Source organism: Citrobacter sp. Marseille-Q5395 (assembly GCF_947057495.1).
Taxonomy (GTDB): Bacteria; Pseudomonadota; Gammaproteobacteria; order Enterobacterales; family Enterobacteriaceae; genus Citrobacter; species Citrobacter murliniae.
In genome coordinates, this window is the sequence record NZ_CAMSEL010000002.1 from 212,952 (window position 1) to 225,886 (window position 12,935).

General features: G+C 51.2%; 10 protein-coding genes. All 10 read right to left on the minus strand.

Translation table 11 applies throughout. The annotated features are described in order from the left end of the window. Nucleotides 1-134 precede the first annotated feature (134 nt). Complete coding sequence (locus tag OH663_RS04675; RefSeq protein ID WP_200011050.1) at nt 135-1,847, minus strand: alpha,alpha-trehalase; 1,713 nt, start codon at nt 1,845-1,847, stop codon at nt 135-137. Between the two features lie 170 nt (nt 1,848-2,017). Beyond that, the gene (gene dhaM, locus OH663_RS04680) at nt 2,018-3,448 is read right to left on the minus strand and encodes a dihydroxyacetone kinase phosphoryl donor subunit DhaM (RefSeq protein WP_200011048.1); all 1,431 of its coding nucleotides are present in this window, start codon (nt 3,446-3,448) and stop codon (nt 2,018-2,020) included. 10 nt (nt 3,449-3,458) lie between these two features. Then, on the minus strand, nt 3,459-4,091 hold the full coding sequence (gene dhaL, locus OH663_RS04685) for a dihydroxyacetone kinase subunit DhaL (protein WP_048221336.1): 633 nt from the start codon (nt 4,089-4,091) through the stop codon (nt 3,459-3,461). An 11-nt stretch (nt 4,092-4,102) separates the two neighbouring features. After that, the gene (dhaK, locus tag OH663_RS04690) at nt 4,103-5,173 is read right to left on the minus strand and encodes a dihydroxyacetone kinase subunit DhaK (RefSeq protein WP_045443820.1); all 1,071 of its coding nucleotides are present in this window, start codon (nt 5,171-5,173) and stop codon (nt 4,103-4,105) included. Nucleotides 5,174-5,496: 323 nt separating this feature from the next. Continuing rightward, a complete protein-coding gene (locus OH663_RS04695; RefSeq protein WP_045443817.1) occupies nt 5,497-6,771 on the minus strand; it encodes a Glu/Leu/Phe/Val family dehydrogenase in 1,275 nt (424 codons plus the stop codon). A gap of 330 nt (nt 6,772-7,101) precedes the next feature. Beyond that, nucleotides 7,102-8,070: a Csu type fimbrial protein gene (locus tag OH663_RS04700; RefSeq protein WP_200011046.1), complete on the minus strand. Its 969-nt coding sequence runs from the start codon at nt 8,068-8,070 to the stop codon at nt 7,102-7,104. 19 nt (nt 8,071-8,089) lie between these two features. Next, on the minus strand, nt 8,090-10,369 hold the full coding sequence (locus OH663_RS04705) for a fimbria/pilus outer membrane usher protein (protein WP_200011106.1): 2,280 nt from the start codon (nt 10,367-10,369) through the stop codon (nt 8,090-8,092). A gap of 55 nt (nt 10,370-10,424) precedes the next feature. Beyond that, nucleotides 10,425-11,147, minus strand: coding sequence for a fimbrial biogenesis chaperone (locus OH663_RS04710; RefSeq protein WP_045443811.1), 723 nt, complete (start codon nt 11,145-11,147; stop codon nt 10,425-10,427). A 14-nt stretch (nt 11,148-11,161) separates the two neighbouring features. Then, nucleotides 11,162-11,692: a Csu type fimbrial protein gene (locus OH663_RS04715; protein WP_200011032.1), complete on the minus strand. Its 531-nt coding sequence runs from the start codon at nt 11,690-11,692 to the stop codon at nt 11,162-11,164. 266 nt (nt 11,693-11,958) lie between these two features. Beyond that, nucleotides 11,959-12,831 carry a LysR substrate-binding domain-containing protein gene (locus tag OH663_RS04720; RefSeq protein ID WP_045443805.1) on the minus strand — a complete coding sequence of 291 codons (873 nt, stop codon included), beginning with the start codon at nt 12,829-12,831 and terminating at the stop codon, nt 11,959-11,961. Between the last annotated feature and the right edge of the window lie 104 nt (nt 12,832-12,935).

A 12,935-nucleotide genomic window follows, 5' to 3' on the forward strand; every position in this document is an offset into this window, starting at 1 on the left:
TCAGAATCAATTTCACACTGATGAAAATCCCGGGTAACCCGTAAGAGTTATGTGCAATGGGGACAGTGAAAAGAGAGGGAGACTGAAATAAAAAATCCGCGACGATGCGCGGATTTTCGGGCAACACATGCACGTTATGGGGTTGTTTGAGTCTGCTTTTGGGTTTCGGTCTGTGTAACGCTGGCAGGCGTCGGGCGCGTTGATGGAACGTTGTCACAGGGTTTTTCTTTGGCACAAATCAGATCGAGCATTTTTAATGTCACGCCGTTGGTCCAGCCAAAGCCGTCCTGCAACGGATACTCGCCACCACCGCCGCCGGTGCCAGTGGTGCTCACGTCATATTTTTCAACCAGCTTTTTCTCACGGTCGTAAGTGTGCTGAACGTTAGTGAGGAACCGCCAGGTCACGTCCATGGCGACGTTATCCTGACCATAGTTTTGTAGCCCGGAGGCGGCAACCCACTGCAGGGGAGCCCAGCCATTAGGGGCATCCCACTGTTGGCCACTTTTCACCGACGTGGTAGCCACACCGCCGGGTTGCAGCAGGTGCTTCTGGGTTGCAGTAGCGACTTTACTGGCTCGATCCTTCGCTGCCGCATTGACATACAGCGGGAACAGCGTGGCGGCAGTCAGCTGATTACGTACTTTCTTACTTTGCAGATCGTAGTCGGCGTACCAGCCTTCTTTATCATTCCATAACCAGGTTTCGATCCCTTTTTGCCGGGCGTTGGCGAAGCCTTCGTATTGCGCAGCCTTCGCGTCGTCGCCTGCGGCTTTACTGGCGAGGGCGATCATTTTTTCCATTTTATAAAGCAACGCATTGAGGTCTACCGGGACGATGCTGGTGGTGCGAATGGAGCTCAACTGGCTGGGATTATCCATCCAGCGTGAACTGAAATCCCAGCCCGAAGCCGCGGCAGATCGCAGGTCGCGATAAATTTCTGTGGCGGGGCGGTTCGGGTTGCTTTTGGCGGTCGCGATGTCCTCAACCCAGGACTCCGGTCTTGGTGTATCGCGGTCATCCCAGTAGCGGTTCAAAATGGTTCCGTCAGCCAGTTTGACGACACGCTTGTTCTGCTGGCCAGGCTGGAGAGTTTCGACGCCTTCCATCCAGTACGTGTACTCTTTGAGCATCTGCGGCAGATATTTTTTCAGAGCATCATCACCGTCATGTTGTGCCAGCAGTTCGACCATAAAGGCGAAGAACGGAGGCTGAGAACGACTTAGATAGTAGGTACGGTTACCGTTAGGTATGTGTCCCCATGTGTCGATTTCGTAAGCAAAGTTCGCCACCATGTCGGAAACCTTGTCCCAGTGATTGCTTTCAGCAAGCCCCAGCATGGTGAAATAGCTGTCCCAGTAATAAATTTCGCGAAAACGACCGCCGGGTACGACATAAGGTTCGGGCAGTGGTAGCAACGAATCCCATTTCTCGGCATCGGTTGTTGAACGCGTTAACACCGGCCACAGCCCATCGATATGCTCACGGAGTGACTGTCCTGCAGGCGGCACGTATTTTTCACCCTCTTTGGGCAGTGTAAAGTTTACATTCACAAAATGGCGTAAATCGAAACCGGATTGATTTTTCTGCATCCGGTAATCAGCGAGGATCATTAACGGATCGCTGTTGGGTACGGCGTCGGCAAAGGTCTTCTGATCGGGGAATAGTTTCGCTGTTTGCACATCATTAAACAGGGGGCCGAGCAGGATATCAGGAGGCTGAGGTGCGTCGGTTGGCTGTTCCGCGGCATTAACGGCAAACGAGCTAAAGGCGAAAAGGGTACTTGCGAGTGTCAGTTTTATCGCGACAGAGAGCATGCCAGGATGGCGAATTGCTGGCGTTATCATCGGTTAATCTCCTTAGCGGCGTGCCGAAGTAGCGGCATTTACCATGAGAAAACCTTAGTTCAGGATTGGCCGTTGCGCGTGATTGAGGCCCTATTTTGCGAACAAACAGACATTTCCTGATGTACTCAGGGGAAGCCGCACACCCAGACGGTAAGGGTGTGCGGTGAGTATCAGTTCACAAAGACCAGTCTATTCGCCACGCAGTCAAGGGTCAGGGTGTTACCCGTTTGAATCGCGTCGAGTGCTTCGCCTTGCTGGCAAATACAGCAGATGCCCATTTCACGTGCAATAATCGCCGAATGAGAAGTCTCGCTCCCGTCTCGCAGGCAGATGCCTTTAACAGTCAGCGGATCGAGCTGCAACACGGTAGAGGGGTAAATGGCATCCGCGACCAGGATTGTTGGGCGAACAAATGTGGGGATTTGCGCATGTTCCCCAGTCAGATGCCTCAGCGAACGGGACAGCAAATCTTCAATATCAATATATCGTGCCTGTAGATACGGATCGTCGAGCTGGAGATACTGCTGGCGCAGATCGTTCAGAACGTTTTGCCAGGCATACCCGGCGCTACACTGTTTTTCACGCATCAGATCGCAGGCCATATCATACAGCTCAGGATCATCCAACAGGGTGTGGTGACCAGAAAAAATTGCGGCGATATCGGCGGAATATTTTTCTTCCGCGAGAGCTGTCAGAAAGCTCAGGTCGTCCAGTGTCTTGCGTATAGCTACCTGTAACTGCTGCTGTTCTTCCTGCATATTTGCTGGTGCATGACAGGGGATTTCCGGCGAGAACGGTGTGTAACAGAAGGCCATACCGGTTACCTGCGAGGGCGTTGAATGTGCCAATTTGTCAGCATGTGGTTTTTCTATGGTCTCGCCAAAATTCTCTGCTGCAAGCTGCTGGAATGCTGCCAGCGCATCGTCCGCCTGTTCACCTTTGGCAATGAGTCGCAGCGTATCGTTACAACGCACCTGAAGCAGGGCGATTTGGTTAAGGCTGTCAGGGACTACGCACTTACCGTTTTTCTCCAGCAACATGTCAGCGTTGAAAACAGACAGGGTGGAGACCAGCTTTGACGCCGGGCGGACGTGTATGCCGTTGGGATTCTTCACTACTACGGCAACCGAACGCGCGTCCGCGTCGGCTGACAGTGCAGCCGGTGCGGTTTTATCCGGAGATGACGAAGGTAAACCCAGTTGCTCATATTTAGCGTCGAGGGCGTTCATTGCATCCTTGATGACCCGCTCGATATCGGCCCCCGCAGCAGCACTGACCGTCGCTGCCAGCGTGCCTTCAACCAGAGGGGCGGCGCATAAACGTACCTTTGCGGCAATCGCCGGATCGAGTAACTCCAGCGCCGTTTCCGCACTCAGTAATGCGCTACCAATATCCATCATTACCAGAACATGATCGGTATCCGCCACTGACTCAATGGCTTCCATTACCTTAATCGGATCGGTGCCGATGGGGTTCTCAGGATCGTCAATGCCCGCGGCAATCGCCAGTTTACAGCCGTCACCCATTAACATCTGCCGGGCTAACGCACCGACGCCTTCGCCCAACTGAGCGCTATGAGACACAATAACCAGGTTTACCATCGCTTTATCCTTACTCTCTGGATGCCTGAGCCAGCATCTGCACCATAAACATAACGGACGTTGCTCCAGGGTCCTGATGCCCAATGCTGCGCTCACCCAGATAGCTGGCGCGGCCTTTGCGTGCCTGCATCGTAATAGTGCTTTGCGCCGCCGCTTCCGCTTGCTGGCTTGCTGCTTCCAGCGCTGCCTGTACCGTTAGCTTCTGTTCACAGGACTGGCGCAACGACTCAACCACCGGCACCCAAACATCGCACATCGTTTTGTCACCAGGCTCTGCTTTACCCCGGCTGATCACACCTTCAGCGCCATCGCGTATCATTTGATAAAGTTCCTCAAGCGTCAGACTCTGGTGTGCCTGAGTCACCTGCGCCGCGCGGATGAAAAAGGTGCCGAACAGCGGGCCACTGGCACCTCCGACGCTTGAAAGCAGCACCATTCCGGTGTTTTTCAAAATAAAGCCGATGTCTTTGTCCGCAATTGACGGTAATTTTTCGACCACTTTACTGAAGCCACGGTGCATATTCAGGCCGTGGTCTGCATCACCAATCTCCCGATCAAGTCCGGTCAGGAAATCACTTTCTGTGGTGAATATTTCACCGCAACGATAGAGCCAGTTAACAATTTGTGTTCTGTTGAGGGACATCATAAATCTCCTTATTTACCCCAGTTAAGAGCAGGGGTGTGAACCGGTGCATCCCATAAGTTCAGCGTGTCGTCATCCACTTTTAACAGGGTGATTGAGAAGCCGGTCATATCCAGAGAGGTGCAGTAAGAGCCGATCAGGTTGCGTTCGATAATGATGCCCGCATCCTGACAGCGGCTTTCAAGACGGTTATACACGCCAAAAAGTTCGGACAACGGCGTTGCACCAAGGTTATTGACCAGCGCAATGACGCGATCGCCATCCTGTAGCGGTTGCTTGGTTTCTTTGCCTTCCTGCCAGGCACCCTGGACGTTATCCCAGTGACGTAATGAGCGGCTGTAGCTACCGTTTTCCAGCAGGGTATCGAACATTTCATCCACGGTCTGGTCAAGGGAAGAGAAGGGGCGGCGGTCAATCCCGGGTTCCCCATGAATACCGACGCCGAACTCCATCTCATTGTCCTGTAGGGTGAAAGAGGGTTGTCCGGCGGCAGGAACGGTACACGCGCTGATAGCGATACCAATGGAATGACCCAGATTATTCAGTTTGCGACCCAGCGCCGCGCAGGCTTCCAGTGAATCTCCACGTTCAGCGGCAGCACCAACCAGTTTTTCGATCAGTACCGTATTGGCGACGCCACGGCGACCCGCGGTATACAGGCTATCTTTTACCGCAACATCATCATCCACCACCATCGTGGTGACTTTTACGCCGCTTTCATGCAACAGCTCGGTAGCGGTTTCGAAGTTAAGAATGTCACCGGTGTAATTTTTGATGATGAGCAGGACGCCTTCGCCACCGTCAATTTGCATTGCGCATTCGAACATTTTGTCAGGCGTTGGTGAGGTGAAGATCTCACCCGGACAGGCACCGGAAAGCATGCCCTGACCAATATAACCACAATGCATCGGCTCGTGTCCGCTGCCGCCACCAGAGAGCAGCGCCACTTTACCCATCACCGGCGCGTCTGCGCGAGTAACGTACACCGGGTCCTGATGCAGTGACAGTGAAGGGTAGGCTTTTGCCAGTCCCGCGAGTTGTTCATTCAGTACGTCTTCAACACGGTTAATCAATTTTTTCATTTTTTATGCTCCGCAGACAGTCCTGAGATGGCTGCATAAATCGGGCAGACATCTGATGTAGGGTATCGGTTGTGTACAACGCACGGCGACCGCTCGCTGCCGATAAGGTTATTGTGCACGAGGGTAGTCAAAAGAAAATTGACGGCATGTATGTTTCAATACGGAACATTCATGGCTTGCAATGTTCCGTATTGGAACGTATTGGTGCATAAATCAGCAGAAATGAGAGGTTAGGCAGCGTTTATCGCAGAAAGTGAACGTGATGGGTATTGTAGAGATAAAACCACCTGCTGAGCAGGTGGTCTTTTAGGATTGGCCTGGCATTAGCCCGGGTAAATACCACGATCTTTACGAGCCAACAGAATTCGCTCACACGCCACAATGTAGGCAGCGGTACGCAGGGAGCAGGATTTCTCAGCCGCTTTCTCCCAGACGTGCACCATCGCATCGGTCATGATTTTATCCATACGCGCGTTGATCTCTTCCTCACTCCAGAAGAAACTTGCCATGTCCTGAACCCATTCGAAATAGCTGACGGTTACGCCGCCCGCGTTACAAACAACGTCAGGTACGACGACAATACCGCGGCTTGCCAGAACGTCATCGGCATCCGGATAAGTTGGGCCGTTTGCGCCTTCGAGCACCAGCTTACAGGTCAGCGTCTCCGCGCGGTGGCGGGTAATCTGACCTTCGAGTGCTGCTGGGATCAGAATATCCATCTCCAGGCTCCAGAAGGTTTCGCTGGCAATCGTTTCTGCACCCGGGAAACCGGCAATCTGTTTGTGCTCCAGTTGCCAGGCGGTGAGGGCGGTCATATCGATCCCGGTGGCGTTAAACAGCGTAGCGGTATGGTCCTGAATCGCCACGACGCGAGCGCCCGCGGCTGCGAACAGACGGGCGGCTTCACTGCCGACGTTACCAAAACCTTGCACTGCCACGCGAGCGCCTTCAACCATGATGTTTGCACGGCGTGCCACTTCCAGACCACTAACAAAAACGCCGCGGCCGGTTGCTTTATCACGACCCAGAGAGCCACCGAGGTGGATAGGTTTACCGGTGACCACGCTGGTCACTGTGGTGCCGTGGTTCATGGAATAGGTATCCATCATCCAGGCCATGACTTTGCCGTTAGTACCAACATCCGGCGCAGGAATATCTTTCTGCGGCCCGATGATAATGCCGATTTCGCTGGTATAGCGACGGGTCAAACGCTCCAGTTCGCCTTCGGACAGGCTAAACGGATCGACGCGAACGCCGCCTTTTGCGCCGCCGTAGGGCAGGTTCAGCGCTGCGCATTTGATGGTCATCCACGCAGAAAGGGCCATCACTTCATTAAGATCAACATCAGGATGATAACGCACACCACCTTTACCAGGACCTCGTGAGAGGTTGTGCTGCACGCGGTATCCTTCGAAATGGCGGATGGTACCGTCATCCATCTGTACCGGGATATCGACAATCAAAGCGCGTTTTGGGTGACGCAGGGTATCCACCCAATGGGAAAGTTCGCCCAGGTAAGGGGCCACACGCTCGATTTGTTGCAGGTAGGTATTCCAGGCAGATGTGCTGCTATCTGAAGCGTAAGATAACTTATCCATGATAAACCTTAGTTATAAAAGTAATATGTTCTTAATTTAGCCGTGGTATACAGTGAATCTCACCATATAAACTTAAATTTAACATTTTTTCAAAGAATCGGCTCATCCAGAAACGAAATCTCCGCCAAAAATTCGGTGCTGACGCAAAGTCTTAATGAATAATTATTTATATTAAAGGCGTAATCTGCGCTTTTATAGATAATTGATGCACATAATCTGCATGATGCCTAAGGCGTGCTATTTGTCAGATTTATGACGCACCTCTAAAAGTAAATAATATGATAATGATTTGTGCTTTCTTTTGTTGTTTTTTGGTGACGGTTCAGCTCGTCAGTAGGTGACAGAGATGGTGACGGTGTCGGCATAGTTGTCGGGGGTATAGTTCGCGCTGGGAACAGTGGCGTAAACCGGATAAGCGGTGGTTGAACCCGTGCCGGTTCCTGCCACGTTATTGAGGGATGTATTGCCCCACACTGTACCGGATGGCCCCGGTGTCGAGCTAAGCAGATAGGGTACCTTATCGTTGTTCGCACCCGTACCGGCCATAATGCCACTGCCTGTTGTATTACCGTTGGAGGGCGTTAACCCAATGGTATAAGGGGTACTCGTGGAGCATGCCACGCCGAGGGAGCCTGTCGCGGTGGCATTACGCTGGCTCGCCTTAACCGGATCAAAGGCAATGTTGTTGGCATAGCTGATATTGCATTGTTTCGTGACTACGGCCGATACGTTGAAAGGCAACCTGGCGGCAACGGTATCGCCGCAGGTGGTAGGCGGGAAAAGTAGTCCTGGATTGAGGGTGACCAGGGCGGTTGCTGACGTATAGCTATCCTGATAGTTGCCGGGGACTGCGGCGGTTTGTGGGGTGGCAATCTTCGCGAATACCGTTAGCGTGCCTGTTACCGGCGTCAGGTTCAGCAGATTAAGCTGCACCATCGGGAAGGTGGTTCCCGACTGATACTGGCTCCCCCAGATTTTGCTGTATCCGGTGTCCTGGTAGAGTTGATAGTTTAGCGTTCTGGCCGGTGTACCGCTTAATGACATAGTGCGCGGGGTAACCTGCCCGCTGACGTTTGACGCGCCAATATTAAAGCAGAGATTGATCCCTGCAAGCACATCGCCAAGTTCCTTTGCGCAGCTATAGGCAAACGTCATTGTTGATGTCGCGCCATTCGTCGACAACGGGTTTACGGAGCCAAAATTGACTGGCTGAACATTGCTTACCGAACAGGTAACTGCATAGCTTATTCCGGGAAATCCGGGTAAAACGACCATGAGTAGCCAATGTCTTAACCTCAAGAAAATTCTCCTGTTCTTTTTACCGGCATACCAGTGGTCCTATCTGCACAATGCCTTTTGCTGAAGGAGGGTAGTCAAACTGCACGTTGCAACTGCCGGTTTCAGTATCGACGCGCAGACGATTATGTTGTTCCAGCGTGTCGAACCAGGTCATACCGTCAAATCCGACGACAGACGACTGACCCGAACCGGTGGTAGCGTTCGCCATGCTGCCCTCAGGAATCGCCTTACCCTGAACATCCACCAGGATGACTTGTGCGGCGCGAACGGGAGTTATGCCAAAACTGACAAGTGTTCCGGAACGATCCGCTGGTGTTGCGTTAGCCTCAACGCGTGAGATCCGCATATTGGCGGGAAGATCCATCGGGTCGATACTGATCTGATTACTTTGGTAGCTGTTCAACGATGTAACTAACAACAAACCCTGATCATCGCTGTGCCCGACAAGATTATTTTGCAGTTTGACAGGGACGTCAGGAACGCCGTCTGTTGATACCACAGCAAAACCATTATTGATTTCACGGGCAGCAAACAGGCCGCCGCCCATCGTGACTAGAGAACCGGTCACCCCCGCATATCCATAGTGGTTGTCCGGTAAACGACTAAAGCCGGTATATGCTTTCCCATAACGTCCCAGGTATCCCACCTCACCCTGGCCGCTTTGGCGGGATGCCTGTTGGTTGGCGGCAATATTCCATCCCCATCCACCGTCGGCAGGCGGTGTCTGACTGGCATTTAGCTGATAGCCGGTTTCATTATTGGTGTGTTGTATGGTGCTACTGGCACTCAGGTTATTGCCGGTGGTGACTGTCACCATCAGATAGATGCTGCGATCGCGGTCATCATCAATGTTCTGATTGAAGCCTGCATTGAGGGAGACATTATCGGTGACAGATTTGTACCAACTGGCGTTGGCGTAACGCACTGCCGTTTCGTGCGGATAGCGAAACTGCAGGTAGCTGAGGCTGACATTCCCGGCAGACGCCATTGAATAACCAATAACCGTGTTGCTGGTCAGCGTCGGCGGCGGCTCGCCATAATGGGTGGCAACGTCCCGATAATCGCCGGAGGTAGCGGTGGTAGTGGTGCTGAAATTAAATTTATCCGCAGACCAGCGATAACCCACGCTGTACAAAAAACCATTTTTCCCTGAGTCGGCGCTGGCTGCCAGTGCGGTGGACAGCGTTCCGCTGCGGCTACCGGGGATCCAGTCATTACTGAAACCCGCATTAATAAGCCCATCACTTGTTTCTGCATGGACGTCAGCGGTGAACGTATTGCTGATCCCCCGACGCCAGGTACCGCTGAGTACAGGGACGCTGGCATAACCAAATGAGGAGTAACCGTAATTCTCCCGGACTGCGCCCAGCTCAGCTGACCAGGATGTTAGCCCTGCCCGCAGGAGTTGTTGATCGTTATAAAAAGAGAAGTTTTGTACCGTTGTTCTGCCCAGCGCGTCTGTCATCATCACTTGACCGGTACCCGCGCCACTGATGTTTGGCATGGTGTTTATCTGAAAACTCCCGGCCGGAACTTCTCCGTTGTAGTACCTGACTCCGTTGACGTACAGCTCAACGTTCGAGGGGACGGTTGCGGAGCCGAGGTAGGCGGGGAGTGGGGTGGTTGGCATATAGGGTTGCAGACCAAAATCGGTCCCAATCTGGATACCGCCGATGTGGGTAGGTCGGGACCAGGCGAGTGAGCTTGTCAGGGTATCGCCAACGGTGAGCGCCAGCATGTCCTGCGGAAACGAGGAACGCCAGCTGGTATCCAGCCGGTTAAAAGTGTTGTTCGCATTTGCAACAGTAGAATATTGCGTAAGCTGGGTTGTACTTAATACCCCTAAGCTGTTGAAAGCACGCAGTTCGCTAAAGGTGTTAAAACTGCTTTCATCCCCCTGTTGCGCATAGACGTCATAATTGAGTAACGCCCCACGCGATGATGATGCCATCGGTGCGTTCTCTGCAGGGGGGTTAAGCTGAGTGGTGGCAAGATCAAGTACGTTCAATGGTGCTGTAAGCGCCAGGGTTTGCTGCTGAACGTTGTAGTCAATATTTAACTGGTCGATGTCGTTCAGGTTAACAGGCCCGGAGGTTTCCTGTGGTATGCGAAAACCTAGCTGGCGCAGGGTCTGTACGCCAGCGTAGAGTTTTCCATTATCATAGCCAAGGTGAACCAGCCCAACGGGGTTACCATTTAACGTTACATCAAGATATAAATCGGCACCCACAAGTGGAGTTGCGTCACTAATAATGCCATTTTTAGTCTGGTTATTATTAAGCGCTTGTGCGGAAACCATGGCAGATATTAATGCTCCGTTGAGTAAGCAAAATTTCAGCAGAAAGCATGACCAGTCAGAGATCTTGTACTGTTTTTTGGCCATTTACTGTTACTTCAACTTTACCGCCATTATGGGTATCACTGGCGGACGGGGATAATATCCACCGCATAGTTGAGCCAGGAAGAACATAACCTAGCAGTCCCGACGTAATGACTTTTTTGGTACCGTTATGATTAATAAAAGTTGCAGCAGATAATTGTGCATGTCCGTTTCCCTGATTACTGACTTCAAGGAATTTTTTGCCATCCAGTAGTTGTAACTTCCATTGAAGTTTTGCTTCGGTTTCAGCCTGTGTGGCTGGCTGAATAAAAACGGGCACGGAATAATGCAGGACAAATTGCAGCTTATTTTTTTGTAATTTTGTGGGCGGTAATTCATCGATGGATAACCGGTAAGCATCTTCTGCCTGGGTTGATGGCGGAGCGGTGCGAATAACGCGAATCAACTGACGTTCACCCGGTGCTAATGCCAGCATCGGTGGACTTATAACAAGTCCCTGGGAGGGGGATAACCTGTCGCCGTAAGCGCTCTGACTCCAGCGAAAAACCCGGACCTGGGCATTGAGCACGCTATCACCCGCGTTGCTTAACCAGATCCCATCGGCGTTTTGCGTTGCCTGCAGCGTTAACGTAACAGGTGCTATCTGAAGTCCGCTTGCCGTGGCGGTGTTTATGCTCATAGCTAACCCTAGCAGGCACGTGCAGGCGCACTGCTGAACAGGCAGTTTAAATATCATTTGTCTTCCTGAGGTTAATAGTTAACGTTAACCGTTACGGTGTCGGCATAGTCGTCAGGAGTGAAGTTGGCGCTTGGTGCTGTGGCATAAACGGTGAAGTTTTGCCCCTGTCCGGTTCCGATTGAGGCAACACCATTTCCCACAGACGTTGTGGTTGCAGTATTCCCCCAGACCGGGCCAGTTGCTGATGTTTGATTCAACTGATAAGGCACTTTATCTGAGTTCGTCGCTGCGTTAGCAACAGAGGACATAGCACCTGCACCTGTTGTATTACCGCCATTGCCTGCTGAAGGTAACAGACCAATAAAATAAGGGGTAGTTTTGGAGCAGTTAATGGAAATTGTGTTACTGGCGCTGGTATTTGTCGCAGTGGTATTAACTGGCCCAAGAGTAATATTTGAAGATGAACCGGTAGTGACGGTACAGGCCTTTTGAATAGTCATAAGCACCTGAAATGTGCCATTCGCGGTCGCGGCATTTGCTGCTGAAGGAATGGAAAAGGCGGTGCAAAAAAGAATTAAGCGTGCGCTTATGACTGGAGCCATATTCTTTACCTTTTTCAAATAACCACATTTTTTGCTTTAAAAAAGCAATAATGTGATACAGGAAGCCATGATTAAACCCTAGGATAAGTATTAGTCTTGTGCCAGTTCAGCTAATGAATTTTACTTAGGAAAAAGGTGATGAGGTCGACAAAAAAATAATACCAATACGTGAGTATATTGAAGCTCTTTATATACTACCGTGAACCTCAGACAAGGCATTGTCTGAGGTGTTTATATTCACGGATTCCCTGGTTTTTATCTATAAATTAAGCCGTTGCAACAAATGATACGAAGCAATTAAGTACGCGGCTGACTTCCCGGTTTTTCAACCAGATCATCACAGTGTTTACATTACCAATCTCTGGCGTAATGCTGTGCCAACGTATTGGGAAATTGCCTTCATACTGCCTGACGATGCTCTCCGGCAAAAGTGCAATTCCCATCCCAGCGCTAACGCAGCCGAGAATAGCCTGAAATGAGCCAAACTCCAGAGGATCAGCATAATCTACATTCTGCAGTCGCAGCCATTGCCCTAATCTGGCGCGATAATTACACCCCTTCACAAAGACCAGTGGTCTTGTCACCTTAAGGTCAGATCCTGTAGTAACGTCCTGGTGCTCTGCTGCGGTCACCAGTACAAGCGTTTCCTGACATAAAACCTGCGATTGCAGCCTCGAATTCTCAGCATGTAAGCCATGGTGGTCAGCAACGAAAGCAATATCCAGCTCGCTATTGAGGATCTGTTGTACCAGCACTTCTGTTGAAGACGTCTTTAAATTCAGCTCAACGGAAGGCATTTCCCGGTGAAAATTTGCCAGTAAGGATGGGAGACGTACGGCTGCTGTGGTTTCCATTGCGCCTATGCGTAAAGGACCTGCCGCTTTTGTCCCCTGCATGGACAGCTCCGCTTCATCTAAAAGTGCCAGAATTTTGTTGGCATATCGCAGAAGAAGCTCACCCTCAGGTGTGATATGGAGACGGTTTTTCTCACGTATAAACAACGAGACATCAAGGCTTGACTCCAGCTGCTTAAGACGGGTTGTAACATTGGAGGAAACGCAGTGGAGATTGCGGGCTGCTGCTGATATCGAGCCTGTTTCAGCGACGGTTTTAAACAAGTTAAGGGAGGTACTGTTCATAGGGACTGTCACTCAAAGTGAACGCATTTGTCATTTATATTAACTTTTTATTATCATTTTATCACGTAAGATAACAATTAAGTTTGGTTAGCATATTGAGTCCA